The sequence below is a fragment of the Ochrobactrum sp. CGA5 genome (assembly GCF_006345815.1).
Classification (GTDB): domain Bacteria; phylum Pseudomonadota; class Alphaproteobacteria; order Rhizobiales; family Rhizobiaceae; genus Brucella.
The window spans coordinates 194,083-208,751 of record NZ_VCIG01000043.1 but is presented as its reverse complement, the minus strand read 5'-3'; the positions used below and the strand labels follow the sequence as shown (position 1 = coordinate 208,751).

The following is a 14,669-nucleotide window of genomic DNA, read 5'->3' as shown; positions in this document are numbered from 1 at the left end:
ATGGCGGCGGCATCCAACATCACTTTGGCAATTGTCGGTCTGGGTAAGATTGCACGTGACCAGCATCTGCCATCGATTGAAGCCACGGATGGTATTGCGCTCAAAGCAATTGCCAGCCGCAATGCCGGGCTGGACGGCCTGCCGTCTTTCCACGATATAGATCAATTGCTTGGCAGTGATGTTGCCGTTGATGCGGTTTCGCTTTGCACGCCGCCGCAAGGGCGCTTTAGCCAAGCCTACGCCGCCTTAAAGGCGCGTAAGCATGTGATGCTGGAAAAGCCTCCGGGGGCAACGATTTCGGAAGTGCAGGCGCTGGTACGCTTTGCTGAAAAACAGGGTGTCACGCTTTATGCAACGTGGCATTCACGCGAAGCTGCGGCCGTTGAGCCTGCGCGTGAATTTCTCAAAGGTGCTGCAATCAAATCCGTTGCAGTGTCGTGGAAAGAAGACGTGCGCCATTGGCATCCGGGCCAGCAGTGGATTTGGGAGCCGGGTGGTCTTGGTGTGTTTGATCCGGGCATCAATGCGCTGTCCATTGTTACACATATCATGCCGGAACAGTTTTTCCTGACGAAGTCCGATCTCTATTTCCCTGAAAACCGGGCGGCACCGATTGCTGCTGATCTGGCTTTCGAGACGGAAAACGGCGTTCCGGTGTCGTTTGAGCTGGACTGGCGTCAGACCGGCCCACAGACATGGGATATTCGCGTCGAGACTGACAAGGGGACGCTGCTTCTCAGCCATGGTGGCAGTCGATTGACCATTGCAGGTACTGAAAAAATGGCCGAACCAGACCGCGAATATCAGCGCCTTTACCAGAATTTTGTGCAATTGATCGGTGAGAGACGCAGCGATGTGGACCTCGCGCCACTCACTCATGTGGCTGATGCTTTCCTTCTGGGACAACGCCACATCGTTGAAGCTTTTGAAGACTAGGAATTGGGACCGCAGGGCGGTCTCTTACCCATGCAGGACAGTGAAATGAATAAGCCCGTTACGCCGAAAGCTCCGAGATTCCGCTCACGCGCATGGTTCGATAATCCGGACAATGTGGACATGACCGCGCTCTATCTTGAGCGCTATATGAATTATGGCCTCAGTCAGGAAGAGCTGCAATCCGGTCGTCCGATCATCGGTATTGCGCAGACGGGTTCCGATCTTTCGCCATGCAACCGTCATCATCTGGAACTGGCCAAGCGCGTGCGTGAAGGCGTGCGCGAGGCAGGCGGCATCGTCATCGAATTTCCGGTCCATCCTATTCAGGAAACCGGCAAGCGGCCAACGGCTGGTCTCGACCGCAACCTTGCTTATCTCGGCCTCGTTGAAGTGCTTTATGGCTATCCGCTCGATGGCGTCGTGCTGACCATTGGTTGCGACAAGACCACGCCTGCCTGTCTGATGGCAGCCGCGACCGTTAACATTCCAGCGATCGCCCTGTCGGTTGGCCCGATGCTCAATGGCTGGTTCCGTGGCGAACGTACGGGTTCCGGCACAATCGTCTGGAAGGCGCGCGAGCTGCTTGCCAAGGGCGAAATCGACTATCAGGGCTTCGTCAAGCTCGTAGCCTCCTCGGCTCCATCAACCGGCTATTGCAACACGATGGGCACGGCCACGACGATGAATTCGCTCGCCGAAGCGCTCGGCATGCAGCTTCCGGGCTCTGCCGCTATTCCGGCGCCTTATCGTGACCGTCAGGAAGTTGCTTATCTTACAGGTCGTCGCATTGTTGAGATGGTCTATGAAGACCTCAAGCCTTCCGATGTCATGACCAAGGAAGCATTCATCAACGCAATTCGCGTGAATTCCGCCATTGGCGGATCGACCAATGCGCCGATCCATCTCAATGCGTTGGCACGTCATGTCGGCGTGGACCTGACGATTGACGATTGGCAGAAATATGGCGAGGAAATTCCGCTTCTGGTTAATCTCCAGCCAGCGGGTGAATATCTCGGTGAGGACTATTATCATGCAGGCGGTGTGCCAGCGGTCGTCAATCAGCTGATGGGGCAGGGCCTCATCAACGAGGATGCACTGACCGTCAACGGCAAGACCATCGGCGAGAACTGCAAGAATGCGACGATTGAAGACAGCAATGTCATCAAAACTTATGACCAGCCAATGAAGAGCCATGCCGGTTTCCGCGTGCTGCGCGGCAATCTCTTCTCCTCGGCGATCATGAAGCTGAGTGTTATTTCGGAAGAATTCCGCAACCGCTATCTTTCGGACGACAAGGACCCGAATGCCTTTGAAGGCAAGGCGGTCGTGTTCGACGGACCGGAAGATTACCATCATCGCATTGACGATCCGTCGCTGGAAATCGACGAACATACCGTTCTGTTCATGCGCGGTGCTGGCCCCATCGGCTATCCGGGTGCGGCGGAAGTGGTCAATATGCGTGCGCCGGACTACCTTCTGAAGAAGGGTATCAGCTCCTTGCCTTGTATTGGTGATGGTCGTCAGTCGGGTACGTCGGGTTCGCCTTCGATCCTCAATGCTTCACCTGAAGCGGCGGCTGGCGGTGGTTTGGCGATCCTGAGGACGGGTGATCGCGTGCGAATCGATATTGGTCGCGGCACGGCGGATATTCTGATTTCGGACGAGGAACTGGCAGAACGCCGCAAGGCTTTGGAAGCTGCTGGCGGCTATAAATATCCGGAAAGCCAGACGCCGTGGCAGGAAATCCAGCGCGCCGTTGTCGGCCAGATGGAAACGGGTGCGGTTCTCGAGAACGCGGTCAAATATCAGGATATTGCGCATACGCGTGGCCTGCCGCGAGACAATCATTGATGTCTGCGGCATTCATGGCCGGCGTTCAAAAGCCATTTGCGGCGGTCGCGGACTGGGGAACAACCCGGTTCCGTCTCTGGACGTTGGATGTCGATGGCAATGTTATCAATGAAAGCCGTGGCGATGACGGTCTGCTGCAGGCAAAGGAAGCCGGTTTTGAGCCAACGCTCGAACGGCACCTTGCTTCAGTTGGCGCGCCGGACGATCTGCCGGTTGTGATCTGTGGCATGGCCGGGTCGCGGACCGGCTGGATCGAAGCCCCCTATATGGGCCTGCCAGCCGGGCTGGATGGTATTGTAAAGGCGGCAGTGCGCATACCTGCGCGCCGTCACGTCATCATGCTGCCGGGCGTCGCGCGCCGGGATGAAGCGGCTCCGGACGTGATGCGCGGTGAAGAGACAAAACTGCTTGGTCTCGTGCATCGCGGAACACGGGATGCCGTAGTGGTAATGCCCGGAACCCATGCCAAATGGGTGCGAATTGTCGATGGTGGTCTGGCCGATTATCGAACCTTCATGACAGGCGAAATGTTCGCTCTTGTGAAGGACAAGTCTGTACTGGCCGGTGCGCTGGAAGGGGCGAGTGCTGTTGATGCGAACAGTGCGGCTTTCGTTGCGGGTGTCGGGGCATCGCTCGAAAACCCGGCATTGATTTCCAACGCGCTGTTTTCCATTCGCGCAGGATGGCTCGTTCATGATCGTAGGCCTTCTGATCAGCTTGCCCGCCTGTCGGGTCTGTTGATCGGACTGGAAGTCGCAGGTGCAAGCACGCTTTACGGCAAACCGCAAGAAGTGCTGCTCCTTTCGGACGCGACGATGGGAGCGCTCTATGCCAGCGCGCTTGAAATCGCAGGGCTGAAGGTCATGCGTGTTGCAGCCGACGAACTGGTGCGTGACGGCCTTTTCATGGCTGCAAAACACGCCTTCGGAGGAACCGCATAATGAGCGACCACATCACATGGCCCAAGCTGCGTTATCCGCTGGTGGCAATCCTGCGTGGGATTAGGCCGGATGAAACCGAAGCGATTGTCTCTGCCTTGATCGAGACGGGCTTTGAGGCGATTGAAATTCCGCTCAATTCACCAGAGCCGTTCGTGTCGATTGAGAAAGCTGCGAAGCTTGCGCCGGACAATGTACTGATCGGCGCGGGAACAGTCCTGTCCGTCGAGAATGTGGATCGTCTTAATGATGTTGGCGGCAGGCTTCTGGTCAGCCCCAATGTCGAGCCTGACGTTATTCGCCGGGCCAGTCAGTATGGCATGGTGACGATGCCCGGTGTTTTCACGCCGACGGAAGCGTTCTCAGCGATCCGGGCAGGTGCATCGGCGTTGAAGTTCTTTCCGGCGAGCGTGCTGGGCGCAGATGGCATCAAGGCGATATGCGCCGTCTTGCCGAAGGATATTCCGGTCGGCGCCGTGGGCGGTGTTTCCGAGGCTGATTTTGCGGCCTATCGGGCTGCGGGAGTGAGCTGTTTCGGTCTTGGTTCCAGTCTTTACAAGGCTGGACTGACGGTCGCTGAGGTTCGCGAACGTGCTGAACGCACGGTTGCTGCATGGGACAAGATCGCGGGCTGAGGAGGCTTGCGATATGAGGAATTCCGCATGGCCGGAAGGCGGGGGCGGAAACTTGGGAGAATGGCAGGCCTTAAAGGCCTGCTCCACTATGGGAGTGAGATAATGGCAGGCATAAAATCATTAACACTGGCAGCGGCATTTGCCGCCTTTGCCTTTACCGGCTTTGCACAGGCTGAGGATAAGGGCCTCGTCGGAGTGGCGATGCCAACAAAGTCATCAGCGCGCTGGATTGCCGATGGTGACAACATGGTGAAGGTGCTTCAGGAGCGGGGGTACCAGACCGATCTGCAATATGCAGAAGACGATGTGCCAAACCAGCTGGCACAGATCGAAAATATGGTCACTAAGGGTGCCAAGGTTCTGGTCATCGCATCCATCGACGGAACCACGCTTTCGGACGTTCTGGCCAAGGCCAATGATGCCGGCATCAAGGTTATTGCCTATGACCGCCTGATCCGCGATACGCCGAATGTGTCCTATTATGCGACATTCGACAATTTCCAGGTTGGCGTTTTGCAGGCGCAGTCGATCGAAAAGGCACTTGATCTCAAGAACAAGGAAGGCCCGTTCAATATCGAGCTGTTTGGCGGTTCGCCGGACGATAACAACGCCTACTTCTTTTACAATGGCGCAATGTCGGTTCTGCAGCCTTACATTGATAGCGGCAAGCTTGTCGTGGGCAGCGGTCAGACCGGTATGGACAAGGTAGCAACACTGCGCTGGGATGGTGCGACTGCTCAGGCACGTATGGATTCGATCCTGTCAGCTTTCTATTCCGACAAGAAGCTTGATGCTGTGCTTTCGCCTTATGATGGCATTTCCATTGGTATTCTGTCTTCGCTCAAGGGTGTAGGCTATGGCAGCGGCGATATGCCAATGCCTGTGGTTTCCGGTCAGGATGCCGAAGTGCCGTCGGTCAAATCGATCCTCGCTGGCGAACAGAACTCGACCATCTTCAAGGACACCCGCGAACTTGCCAAGGTGACGGTTGATATGGTTGACGCTGCGATGAGCGGCAAGGAGCCGGAAGTAAACGACACAAAGACCTATGACAATGGCGTCAAGGTTGTGCCGTCTTACCTGCTCAAGCCAGTTATTGTCGACAAGTCGAACTGGAAAGAAGTTCTGGTCGATAGCGGTTACTATAAAGAAGACCAGATCCAGTAATTCGGTTTCGGGCCTATCGAAGGATATGCCCGTGGCCCTTCTGCAAGCCATTGTCTCCAAATCCCCAGCCTTTTGGCTGGGGTAGGCATGGCAATTGACAGCGCTGTCTTTTGGAGCGGCGATGGCTTGCAGGAATTGTAATGGGAGCGAGCGATGAATGTAGCCAATCCTGTCCTGCGCGAGCAGCCTGACGGCAAGCCGGAAACCTCTGGAAAGCCGCTTCTGGAAATGCGCGGCATCAGCAAGTCTTTCGGTGTCGTTAAAGCGTTGAGCGACGTCAATTTCACGGTCATGCCGGGTGAAATCCATGCTTTTGTTGGTGAAAATGGTGCTGGAAAATCTACACTGATGAAAGTGCTTTCGGGGGTGTATCCCTCGGGCAGTTATGACGGTTCAATTGTCTTTGATGGAGAAGAGCGGCACTTCCGCGACATCAACGATTCTGAAGCACTGGGCATCGTTATTATCCATCAAGAACTGGCGCTTGTGCCGCTGATGTCGATTGCCGAAAATATTTTTCTCGTCAATCCACCCGGCGCTTATGGCGTGATTGATCGCGGTGAAGTCTATCAGCGCACAAAAGCGCTTTTGAAGAAAGTCGGCCTCACGGAATCACCCGACACCCTGGTGACGGATATTGGCGTTGGCAAACAACAGCTTGTCGAAATTGCCAAGGCGCTTTCCAAGCGTGTGCGGCTTCTTATTCTTGATGAACCGACAGCAAGTCTGAACGAAACCGACAGTGCGGCTTTGCTGGCATTGCTCAAGGAGTTTCGTGCGCAGGGCATCACTTCGATTCTGATTTCACACAAGCTCAATGAAATTCGTGAAGTGGCTGACAAGATCACCGTGCTGCGTGATGGTCGTGCGGTCGCAACGCTTGATTGCCATGAAGGTGAAGTCGAAGAAGACGAGATCATCCGCAAGATGGTCGATCGCGATCTGGAAAGCCGCTATCCCAAGCGTGAGCCGAAGATTGGTGACGTGATCTTTGAAGCTGAGAACTGGTCGGTTTATCACCCGCTTCACCCGGAGCGGCACGCGGTCAAGAGTGTTTCGTTTAACGTGCGCGCCGGTGAAATCGTCGGCATTGCAGGTCTGATGGGCGCTGGTCGCACTGAGTTCGCCATGAGCCTGTTCGGGCGTTCGTGGGGCACGAATATTACCGGTGAAGCCCGTATGAATGGCAAGCCGGTCGATATTTCAACAGTTGCCCGTGCTATCAAATCAGGGCTTGCTTATGTTACCGAGGACCGCAAGAAACTTGGCCTCGTTCTTGGCGAGAATATATCGCGCAACATTTCACTTGCGCATTTGCGCGGCGTGAGCCCCAAGGGTGTGATCGACAGTATTCGTGAAATGAAGGTCGCGAACAACTATCGCGATCAGATGAGTATTCGCTGCCATAATGTCTATCAGGAAACAGGCACGCTTTCAGGTGGCAATCAGCAAAAGGTAGTGCTTTCGAAATGGCTGTTTACAGGGCCTGACGTGCTGATCCTCGATGAACCGACGCGGGGCATCGATGTGGGCGCGAAATATGACATTTACACAATTATCAATTCACTGGCTGACAGCGGCAAGGGCGTGGTCGTCATTTCATCCGAAATGCCGGAGCTGATCGGGATCTGCGATCGCATTGTCGTCATGCACGAGGGCGCTTTCGTCGGCGAAGTGGCGGGCGAGGGAGCAACGCAGGAAAACATCATGCGCGCCATCATGCAGAACAAAGGAAAACAACAATGAGCGAGAACGTCATCCAGGGCGGTCAGAAGGCGCCAAGCAGCGTGGGGCGCTATATAAAGAACAACCTGCGCGAATCCGGAATGCTGCTCTCACTGATTGCGATCATGATCTTCTTCCAGATTGTCACCGGCGGCGTGCTGATGAAGCCGTTGAACCTGACCAATCTCGTGTTGCAGAACAGCTATATCGTCATCATGGCGCTTGGAATGCTGTTGATTATTGTGACCGGGCATATTGATTTGTCGGTCGGTTCGGTGTGCGGTTTCATCGGCGCACTGGCTGCTGTTATGATGGTTCGATGGGGAATTCCGTTCCCGATTGCTGCCATTCTGTGCCTCATTGCCGGTGGTATTATCGGTGCAATGCAGGGGTTCTGGGTCGCTTATTTCAATATCCCGTCCTTCATCGTGACACTCGCGGGCATGTTGGTTTTCAAGGGGCTGATGCTGGCAGTTCTCGGTGGACAGTCGGTCGGTCCATTCCCGCCTATGTTTCAGAAACTGTCATCGGGCTTTATCCCTGAGTTTATTGGGGCGACGGGCGGCATCTATCTCACATCGCTGATCCTTGGCCTGGTGATTGCTGGTTTCATTGTCTGGCAGAATACACGCTCGCGTGCGCGCCACATTGCGCATGAGGTGGAAACAGAACCTTTCGGCCTGTTCGTCATCAAGAATATCCTGTTCTTTGCAGGTATTGCCTATCTTGCGCTGCTGATTTCATCGTATCGCGGTATGCCTAACGTGCTGATTATTATGGCTGTTCTGATTGCAGCCTATGCGTTTCTCACCAATCGTACGGTTATAGGTCGCCAGATTTACGCCGTCGGCGGCAATCGCCACGCGGCGAAGCTGTCGGGCGTCAAGACCGAGCGCCTGACCTTCCTCGCATTCGTCAATATGGGGGTGCTGGCAGCGCTCGCCGGTCTGGTTTTCGCGGCTCGTCTGAACACCGCAACACCGAAGGCGGGTCTTGGTTTTGAGCTTGATGTGATTGCCGCCTGCTTTATCGGTGGCGCATCGGCTTATGGTGGCGTCGGGCGTGTGACTGGCGCTGTTATTGGCGCGCTTATCATGGGCGTGATGAACAATGGTATGTCGATTCTTGGCATTGGCATCGACTATCAGCAGGTCATCAAGGGGATAGTTTTGCTGGGGGCAGTGTGTATCGACGTCTATAACCAACGCCGCTGAGCCTAGGCACACCATACCCAATCTCATTCGCTTCAGATGCCCACGTGGTAAGACATATGTTCAAAATCGGCGCGTTATCGCGCTGGTGCTCCGCCTTTTCGGGGGCGAAGGCGAGAGCAAGTCGGGCCGGAACACTGTTCCGGCCCGATTTGCTTTTGTCAGATTGCAGTGCGCCTTGCGTGATCCAGATAAATTTCGCGCAGCTTTAGCGCTACCGGACCCGGCTTGCCACCGCCGATAGGTTTGTCGTCGATAAACGAAATCGGTGTTACAAAGGTGCCTGCGCTGGTCATGAATGCTTCTTTCGCAGCATAGGCCTCTTCGATTGTGAAAGGCCGTTCTTCGAGCTTCATACCTGTTTCAGCGATGAGCTGTAGCAGCGACAGACGTGTGCAGCCCGGCAGGACTGCATTGCTGTTGGGACGGGTGACGATGACATCATCCTGTGTGACGATATAGCCGGTGGACGACGCGCCTTCGGTGACAAATCCGTCTTCGATCATCCAGGCTTCATCGCAACCTGCATTCTTGGCTATTTCTTTGGCGAGAGCCTGCGGCAGAAGGCAAACGGTCTTGATGTCACGGCGCTTCCAGCGCAGATCATCAAGTGAAAGCACACGGGCACCGGTTTTCAGTGCTGGCTTGTCGAGCAGACTGGCTTCCTGTGTGAACAGGACGATTGAAGGCTTCATGCCCTTTGCGGGTACGAAATCGCGGTCGCGCCCGTCGCCGCGTGTCACTTGCAGATAGACGAGACCTTCGGTCAGATTGTTGCGGCGGATCAGTTCACGCTCAATGGTGATAATCTCGTCTTCGCTCATCGGCATCGGAATGCCGATCTCGCCAGTCGAGCGGCGCAGGCGTCGCATATGCGGTTCGCTGTCGATAAGCTTGCCTTCCAGCACGGCGGTTACCTCATAGATGCCGTCACCGAACAGAAAGCCACGGTCAAAGATGGAAATGCGCGCATCGCGGGCGGTGATATACTCGCCGTTGACATAGACGATGCGGTTTTCAAGTTCTTCTGCTGAAACGGCCATGATGGGTGTGTCCTGAAATGAAAGAGCCGCGATAGAGATCGCAGCTCTTTCATAGTTCACTCGATATTATCAAGGAACAACTATTTTCAGGCAGCCTGCTTTGCAGCCGCAATGGCTTCGCTGCGAATTTCTTCAGTCAGCTTGAGACGCAGTTCGGAGAATTCCGGGCTCGCCTTGACGTGGTAGGTGCGCGGATGCGCGATATCGACTGGCGTGATCGATTTGATCTTGCCCGGACGAGCGGTCATCGTAACCACGCGAGTCGCCATGAAGATGGCTTCCTCGATGTCGTGGGTGACGAAGATCACCGTCTTGTGCTCTCGCTCCCATATGCCGAGCAGAAGTTCCTGCATCAATCCTCGGGTCTGGTTGTCGAGTGCTCCGAACGGTTCGTCGAGAAGCAGGATCTTTGGATCGTTGGCGAGTGCGCGGGCAATCGCCGTGCGTTGTTGCATGCCGCCTGAAAGCTGCTTCGGCCAGTGATCTTCAAAGCCACGCAGCCCGACCTTGTCGATATAGCTGTCTACAATTTCACGTGCTTGCTTTTCTGGCACCCTTTTTTCGCGAAGTCCGAAACCGACATTCTGCCGGATGGTGAGCCATGGAAACAGTGTGTAGGACTGGAAGACCATACCGCGATCCGCACCCGGACCTGTCACGGGTTTTCCCTCCAACGTCACTGTGCCGGTGGTTGGCTTGTCGAGACCTGCTATGATACGAAGAAGCGTTGACTTACCGCAGCCCGAGGGACCGAGGACGGTTACGAAATCGTTTTTCGGGATGAGGAGGTCGGTCGGCTGCAATGCCAGTGTTGGCTTGCCGCCATGTACACCCGGAAAGGTGCGGCTGACGCTCTTGATGACAAGTTCCTGGTCGCTTTTCGTAACCATTATGCGAACCTCCAAGCAAAGAGCCAACGGTTGAAATATTTGAAGGCGAGGTCGGAGATCAGGCCGATAACACCGATGACGATGATGCCGAAAATGATCTGGCCGGTGGCCATGAGCGCCTGGCTGTTGATGATCATATAGCCGATACCGGACGATGCGCCGATGAGCTCGGCCACGATAACATAGGTCCAGGCCCAGCCAAGCACGAGGCGCAGCGTTTCGGCAATATCTGGCGCGCTGGCAGGCATGAGTACACGGCGGATGATGCCGCCGTCCGATGCGCCAAGCGTATAGGCGGCTTCGACAAGATCGCGCCGTGTGTTGGAAACGGTCACGGCGATCATGAGAATGATCTGGAATACTGCACCAATGAAGATGACGAGCAGCTTCTGCGTTTCGCCAATGCCTGCCCAGAGGATCAGCAGTGGCACGAAAGCCGATGCGGGGAGATAGCGCGCGAAAGAGACGAATGGCTCCAACAGTGCTTCGATGGGCTTATAAGCACCCATGGCGATCCCGAGCGGGATCGCGACAAGACTTGCCAGCACGAAGCCTCCCAGCACGCGCCAGACCGTCATGCCGATGTCGTAGAGGAAACCTTGATTGGCAAGGAGATCCCAGCCGTCTTTCAGCATAGTGATGGGATCGGCAAGAAAAGTCGGGGAAACGAAGCCACCCAGCGTGGCGATGCCCCAGAACAAAAAGAAGAGAATGAAAAACAGAACACCCAGCAATATCCGGGTCTGACTGCCTATCGGCTGTAAGGGTTGCATGACTTTATCCGTTTAGAGCGCGTCTCGAAACCGTGATAGGGTTTTGGGGGAAGACGCGCATTCAAAGCTTGGAATTCGCTTTTCTCTTATCCGGGAGGATGGAAAGAGCGGGGAAGATATCCGGGCGTTGTCGCCCGGATTTCCTTCTGTGGCAATTACTTGATGAAGCTTGTGTCCACAATGTCGTCGAGATTGGGTTTTGACTTGATTACACCAGCTTGCAAAAGCAGGTCGGCGGCTTCGGTCGAAAACTCCTTGAATTCCTTCTCGAAGAATTTCTGGTTTGCTGCCTTGTCCTGCCAGCGCAGATAATCGGCTGATTTGCCGAAAGCCTCGCCCGATTGCTTCACGTCCTTGCCCATGATCTCATAAGCTTTGGCTTTGTCGGCGGCGATCATCTCCAATGCTTCAAAATAGCTGTTGGCAAGCGCTTTGGCCGCATCGGGGTTCTTCTCAAGGAAATCGGGGGTGCAGCCGACCGTGTCCATGACTGCCGGATAATCGAGCGTGGTGGCAAGGATCTTGCCTTTGTCGGGTGCTGCGCGCACGGTGGACAGATAAGGCTCGTAAGTCATAGCGGCGTCGTTCTGACCAGCGACGAAAGCTTGTGCGGCCGGTCCAGGTTCCATATTCACGACTTTTACGTCCTTGGTTGTCATGCCGTTCTTGGCGAGCATGAAGGCAAGGAAGAAATAAGGCGAAGTTCCCGGAGCAGAGGCAGCAACCGTCTTGCCTTTCAGATCGGCGAAGGACTTCACATCGGCACGCACAGCGATGCCGTCGGCGCCGTAGGATTTGTCCATCTGGAAAATCTGCTTGGATTTAACACCTGCTGCGTTCCAGACAATCCACGTTTCAACAGTGGTAGCGGCGCATTGGATGTCACCGGAGGCCAACGCCAGATGGCGACTTGCCTGTGGAATCTTGTTCAGTGTGACGTCGAGGCCGTTTTTCTTGAAAATTCCGGCTTCCTTGGCAAGCGTCAGCGGACCGAACCCGGTCCAGCCTGAGAAGCCGATTGAAACTGCTGTTTCTGCATGCGCAGCAGACACAAAAGTGAAAGCCGCCATAGCTGCCCCGGCGAGCAATGATTTCTTCATGCGTAGTACCCCTTTTATACTGAGACTTGTTGTCTCTTCATTTCTGCCAAATTAACAGGACCTTGTCGTCTGTCTAGACAGTTCAGCACGTATAATAAATCCTCCCGCTATTTCAGACGCCTATAAATGACTGATCACGCTGAATTAATCGCGATCAGGTAACACGTTCCGTGCCCCGTGAGTTCAAGAACCGCGCCGTCGCAGTTTGTGAAGACCGCGCAATCATATTGCTCAAGTTTTCGGGTTTCACTTGCCAATGTCAGACCGAACTGACCTTCGGCACAGAAAAGAAGCGCCGGATTGCCGTTGGCCTGAGTGAGCGGGGCGCCCTCAACCGGCAAACGACGGACCATATGGGTAAAACGCCCGCGTCGAGTCATGACATTGAGATCGATAATGGTCGAACCGATCAGTCGTGCACTGGAGTTTGCATCCGCAGCAAAGGACAATGGCGCGCTGTGCCGGGTGAGGGGATTCGTCTGCCCCTCAATGTCGAGCACGATGCCGTCGCCCTCCAATACCGACAAGGTCCGATCAATACCGGGAAAGATGGAGAACGCTCCGTCGCTGGCCACCGTCGCCATGGAAATGCGCCAGTCGAAATTATCGACTGACGCACCCTCCGGATAGACTGCAATTTCAACCGTCACGCCGCCGCCGTTCTTCCACGGCATGCGGCGATGTCTTTCGGCCTTGAGGACAGTGATTGCCATTCGCCCTCAATTTCCAAGGATGGCTGGAAGGCGCAGGCCCTGCTGCTTTGCCCAGTCGAGCGCGATGTCGTAGCCTGCATCGGCATGGCGCATAACACCGGTAGCCGGATCGTTCCACAGAACGCGCTCCAAACGGCGATCAGCGTCTTCCGTACCGTCGCAGCAGATCACCATGCCGGAATGCTGGCTGAAGCCCATGCCGACGCCACCGCCATGATGGAGTGATACCCATGTTGCGCCCGATGCCGTGTTGAGCAGCGCATTGAGCAATGGCCAGTCAGAAACAGCATCAGAGCCATCCTTCATGGCTTCGGTTTCGCGGTTCGGCGAAGCCACCGAGCCGCTATCGAGGTGGTCGCGACCGATAACGATCGGTGCCTTCAACTCGCCATTGCGGACCATTTCGTTGAAGGCAAGGCCAAGACGGTGACGATCACCAAGACCGACCCAGCAAATACGGGCTGGCAGGCCTTGGAACTCAATGCGCTCCTTTGCCATGTCGAGCCAGTTGTGCAGATGCTTGTTGTCGGGCAGCAGTTCCTTCACCTTGGCGTCAGTCTTTGCAATATCTTCCGGATCACCGGAGAGCGCAGCCCAGCGGAAAGGACCGACGCCACGGCAGAACAACGGGCGGATATAGGCAGGCACAAAACCCGGGAAATCGAAGGCGTTTTCCAAGCCTTCCTCGAGCGCCATCTGACGAATGTTGTTGCCGTAATCGACGGTTGGAATGCCGGCATTCCAGAAGTCGAGCATGGCCTGAACCTGCACTTTCATTGAAGCGCGAGCGGCTTTCGCAACGCCCTTCGGATCGCTCTCCTGTTTGGCGCGCCATTCGGCAACGCTCCAGCCGATTGGCAGATAGCCATGCACCGGGTCATGCGCAGAGGTCTGGTCAGTAACAATATCTGGACGCACGCCGCGCTTGACGAGTTCCGGGAAGATTTCAGCCGCATTTCCGATGAGCGCAATGGACTTGGCTTCGCCTGCTTTGGTCCATTCGTCGATTTTGGCCAGCGCCTCATCAATGCTATGGGTCTTTTCATCGACATAACGGGTGCGCAGGCGGAAATCGGCGCGGGTTTCGTCACATTCAACCGCAAGGCAGCAGGCACCAGCCATAACCGCCGCCAGAGGCTGTGCACCGCCCATGCCGCCCAAGCCGCCGGTCAGAATCCATTTGCCCTTGAGATTGCCTTCATAATGCTGGCGGCCGGCTTCCACGAAGGTTTCGTAAGTGCCCTGCACAATGCCCTGTGCGCCGATATAGATCCACGAACCGGCGGTCATCTGGCCATACATGGCAAGACCCTTCTTATCCAGTTCATTGAAGTGATCCCACGTCGCCCAATGCGGCACCAGATTGGAATTGGCGATCAGAACACGTGGCGCATCCTTGTGGGTGCGGAAAACGCCAACCGGCTTACCCGATTGCACCAACAAGGTTTCATCATCGTTGAGCGTCTTCAGCGTTGCTACGATACGGTCAAAATCGTCCCATGTGCGGGCGGCACGGCCAATGCCGCCATAGACGACCAGCTCGTGTGGGCGCTCGGCAACATCGGGATCAAGATTGTTCATGAGCATGCGCAGCGGCGCTTCGGTGAGCCAGCTCTTGGCGTTGAGTTCGTCTCCGCGGGGACTACGCACTTCGCGCTCGTTATGGCGTGGATTGGACATGATGTTC

At 55.5% G+C, this 14,669-nt stretch carries 13 protein-coding genes; 7 read left to right on the top strand and 6 right to left on the bottom strand.

All coding sequences use genetic code 11. From position 1 onward, the window contains the following. From FJQ48_RS21535 to mmsB, 7 genes are all read left to right on the top strand, one after another. Positions 1-936 carry a Gfo/Idh/MocA family oxidoreductase gene (locus FJQ48_RS21535; protein WP_139976959.1) on the top strand — a complete coding sequence of 312 codons (936 nt, stop codon included), beginning with the start codon at positions 1-3 and terminating at the stop codon, positions 934-936. A 45-nt stretch (positions 937-981) separates the two neighbouring features. Then, positions 982-2,787 (top strand): IlvD/Edd family dehydratase, encoded by a 1,806-nt coding sequence (locus FJQ48_RS21530; RefSeq protein WP_139976958.1) that lies wholly within the window; start codon positions 982-984, stop codon positions 2,785-2,787. A gap of 14 nt (positions 2,788-2,801) precedes the next feature. Next, positions 2,802-3,728 carry a 2-dehydro-3-deoxygalactonokinase gene (locus tag FJQ48_RS21525; RefSeq protein WP_139977084.1) on the top strand — a complete coding sequence of 309 codons (927 nt, stop codon included), beginning with the start codon at positions 2,802-2,804 and terminating at the stop codon, positions 3,726-3,728. After that, on the top strand, positions 3,728-4,360 hold the full coding sequence (locus FJQ48_RS21520; protein ID WP_139976957.1) for a 2-dehydro-3-deoxy-6-phosphogalactonate aldolase: 633 nt from the start codon (positions 3,728-3,730) through the stop codon (positions 4,358-4,360). Before FJQ48_RS21525 ends, FJQ48_RS21520 begins: the two co-directional genes overlap by 1 nt. A 102-nt stretch (positions 4,361-4,462) precedes the next feature. Beyond that, positions 4,463-5,527, top strand: coding sequence for a multiple monosaccharide ABC transporter substrate-binding protein (gene chvE, locus FJQ48_RS21515; protein ID WP_139976956.1), 1,065 nt, complete (start codon positions 4,463-4,465; stop codon positions 5,525-5,527). A 153-nt stretch (positions 5,528-5,680) separates the two neighbouring features. Further along, positions 5,681-7,273, top strand: coding sequence for a multiple monosaccharide ABC transporter ATP-binding protein (gene mmsA, locus FJQ48_RS21510; protein WP_139976955.1), 1,593 nt, complete (start codon positions 5,681-5,683; stop codon positions 7,271-7,273). Then, positions 7,270-8,466: a multiple monosaccharide ABC transporter permease gene (gene mmsB / locus FJQ48_RS21505; RefSeq protein ID WP_139976954.1), complete on the top strand. Its 1,197-nt coding sequence runs from the start codon at positions 7,270-7,272 to the stop codon at positions 8,464-8,466. The genes mmsA and mmsB overlap by 4 nt, the downstream gene beginning before the upstream one ends. A 158-nt stretch (positions 8,467-8,624) precedes the next feature. Here the strand turns inward: mmsB and FJQ48_RS21500 are convergent, their stop codons facing one another. From FJQ48_RS21500 to hutU, 6 genes are all read right to left on the bottom strand, one after another. Next, positions 8,625-9,506: a D-amino-acid transaminase gene (locus tag FJQ48_RS21500; RefSeq protein ID WP_139976953.1), complete on the bottom strand. Its 882-nt coding sequence runs from the start codon at positions 9,504-9,506 to the stop codon at positions 8,625-8,627. Positions 9,507-9,592: 86 nt separating this feature from the next. Next, the gene (locus FJQ48_RS21495) at positions 9,593-10,396 is read right to left on the bottom strand and encodes an ABC transporter ATP-binding protein (RefSeq protein ID WP_139976952.1); all 804 of its coding nucleotides are present in this window, start codon (positions 10,394-10,396) and stop codon (positions 9,593-9,595) included. Next, complete coding sequence (locus FJQ48_RS21490; RefSeq protein ID WP_139976951.1) at positions 10,396-11,169, bottom strand: ABC transporter permease; 774 nt, start codon at positions 11,167-11,169, stop codon at positions 10,396-10,398. Before FJQ48_RS21490 ends, FJQ48_RS21495 begins: the two co-directional genes overlap by 1 nt. A gap of 155 nt (positions 11,170-11,324) precedes the next feature. Next, a complete protein-coding gene (locus tag FJQ48_RS21485) occupies positions 11,325-12,269 on the bottom strand; it encodes an ABC transporter substrate-binding protein (RefSeq protein ID WP_139976950.1) in 945 nt (314 codons plus the stop codon). Between the two features lie 134 nt (positions 12,270-12,403). Beyond that, entirely contained in the window at positions 12,404-12,982 is a 579-nt protein-coding gene (locus tag FJQ48_RS21480) for a HutD family protein (RefSeq protein WP_139976949.1), read from the bottom strand. 6 nt (positions 12,983-12,988) lie between these two features. After that, positions 12,989-14,662 (bottom strand): urocanate hydratase, encoded by a 1,674-nt coding sequence (gene hutU / locus FJQ48_RS21475; protein ID WP_139976948.1) that lies wholly within the window; start codon positions 14,660-14,662, stop codon positions 12,989-12,991. Positions 14,663-14,669 lie beyond the last annotated feature (7 nt).

Bases quoted from the DNA above. Each gene is read 5' to 3' on its own strand.
- FJQ48_RS21520 (WP_139976957.1), top strand. From the start codon at position 3,728: ATGAGCGACCACATCACATGGCCCAAGCTGCGTTATCCGCTGGTGGCA.
- mmsA (WP_139976955.1), top strand. From the start codon at position 5,681: ATGAATGTAGCCAATCCTGTCCTGCGCGAGCAGCCTGACGGCAAGCCG.
- FJQ48_RS21495 (WP_139976952.1), bottom strand. From the start codon at position 10,396: ATGGTTACGAAAAGCGACCAGGAACTTGTCATCAAGAGCGTCAGCCGC.
- mmsB (WP_139976954.1), top strand. From the start codon at position 7,270: ATGAGCGAGAACGTCATCCAGGGCGGTCAGAAGGCGCCAAGCAGCGTG.
- chvE (WP_139976956.1), top strand. From the start codon at position 4,463: ATGGCAGGCATAAAATCATTAACACTGGCAGCGGCATTTGCCGCCTTT.
- FJQ48_RS21485 (WP_139976950.1), bottom strand. From the start codon at position 12,269: ATGAAGAAATCATTGCTCGCCGGGGCAGCTATGGCGGCTTTCACTTTT.
- FJQ48_RS21500 (WP_139976953.1), bottom strand. From the start codon at position 9,506: ATGGCCGTTTCAGCAGAAGAACTTGAAAACCGCATCGTCTATGTCAAC.
- hutU (WP_139976948.1), bottom strand. From the start codon at position 14,662: ATGTCCAATCCACGCCATAACGAGCGCGAAGTGCGTAGTCCCCGCGGA.
- FJQ48_RS21525 (WP_139977084.1), top strand. From the start codon at position 2,802: ATGGCCGGCGTTCAAAAGCCATTTGCGGCGGTCGCGGACTGGGGAACA.
- FJQ48_RS21535 (WP_139976959.1), top strand. From the start codon at position 1: ATGGCGGCGGCATCCAACATCACTTTGGCAATTGTCGGTCTGGGTAAG.
- FJQ48_RS21530 (WP_139976958.1), top strand. From the start codon at position 982: ATGAATAAGCCCGTTACGCCGAAAGCTCCGAGATTCCGCTCACGCGCA.
- FJQ48_RS21480 (WP_139976949.1), bottom strand. From the start codon at position 12,982: ATGGCAATCACTGTCCTCAAGGCCGAAAGACATCGCCGCATGCCGTGG.
- FJQ48_RS21490 (WP_139976951.1), bottom strand. From the start codon at position 11,169: ATGCAACCCTTACAGCCGATAGGCAGTCAGACCCGGATATTGCTGGGT.